This is a genomic window from Erwinia sp. MYb416 (genome assembly GCF_037479575.1).
In the GTDB taxonomy this organism is placed as follows: Bacteria; Pseudomonadota; Gammaproteobacteria; order Enterobacterales; family Enterobacteriaceae; genus Erwinia; species Erwinia rhapontici.
In genome coordinates, this window is sequence record NZ_JBBGYT010000403.1 from 1 (window position 1) to 1111 (window position 1111).

At 49.2% G+C, this 1111-nt stretch carries 2 protein-coding genes and 1 pseudogene; all 3 read right to left on the minus strand.

The window, feature by feature from the left end; all coding sequences use genetic code 11:
- Nucleotides 1-102, minus strand: a pseudogene (locus tag WH277_RS05585) (glycosyltransferase); the annotation flags it as partial.
- 5 nt (nucleotides 103-107) lie between these two features.
- Entirely contained in the window at nucleotides 108-458 is a 351-nt protein-coding gene (locus WH277_RS05590; RefSeq protein WP_339458566.1) for a GtrA family protein, read from the minus strand.
- A gap of 92 nt (nucleotides 459-550) precedes the next feature.
- A partial coding sequence (locus WH277_RS05595) for an SIS domain-containing protein (RefSeq protein WP_339504910.1) occupies nucleotides 551-1111 on the minus strand: 561 nt, incomplete at its 5' end.

Sequence of the window (1111 nt, forward strand, 5' to 3'; positions counted from 1 at the left end):
GATCTCAACTTCATACCCGGCTAACTCTTTTCTCACCGACTGGTAGAAAATAGGTATGGTTTCTTCTTCATTAAATACAGGGACGACGAGAGAAATTTTCATCTTTTTTACCTAAATACGATGTATTTTGACCAGAAAAAACCCATTACGAGGCTAATTGCAGAGAAGGCGACTAACGTAATGACAGGAGGAAGTTGCAAGAAATCACCTGTTTTTCCAACGGCTGCCGCCATCACGCCCATAAATGAGGTGTAAATTAAAAACCGACCGGAAGTCGTCTGGCCTTTAAAAGTAAAACGTGCGTTGGCAAAGAAAGAGAAAGTGACTGCCGTGATGAATGCCACAATGTTTGAGAGAGCCTGGCTTAAGCCTGCGGAGTTAATGATCAGAAATACTGTCCAGTGCAGAGCTGTATTGATAACGCCAACAGAAACATATCTCGCAAATAATTTAACCATGAAATCGTCTTAAATAATGTCACAATAGATCAAGGATACGCCCCGGCCCGGCAGTTGGCTCAGGGCGCAGTCATTATACTCGCGCCCGTGGCTCAAACCAGCTTTTTCACCAGTGCTTCACTGTGGCGAATATGACTGGAGGCACGTTCTGGATCGCGCTGAATCAGTGCCATAAACAGCAGGTCTGTCAGCGCCAGTTGTGCAGTGGTTGAGGAGATAGCGGCGCTGCGCGTTGTCTGCTCTTCTGCAACGGTATACAGGCAGTGGCTGGCCGACTGTTGCAGTGTATTCGGGGTAAAGCCCGTGAAGGCCAGCACGGTTGCGCCAATGCGCTGTGCTTCCTGCGCTGCAAGATTAATCTCGCGGCGTTCACCGGTATAGGAGATGGCCAGCAACACATCACCCACATCTAATGCCTGCACGCTGGACAGCAGCGCATGCATATCCTGCTCGGCCACGGCACTGATGCCAATTTTCATCAGCTTCCAGGAAAAATCTTTCGCCACCAGACCTGAAGCACCAATCCCGACCAGCACAATACGCCTTGCCTGCTTCAGCAGACGCAATGTCTCCAGCAGCATCTCTTCACTGTTAATATCCAGCGTAGCGCGAATGGCAGAGCTTTTCTCGGTGAACAGTTTTTCGCCAACCAC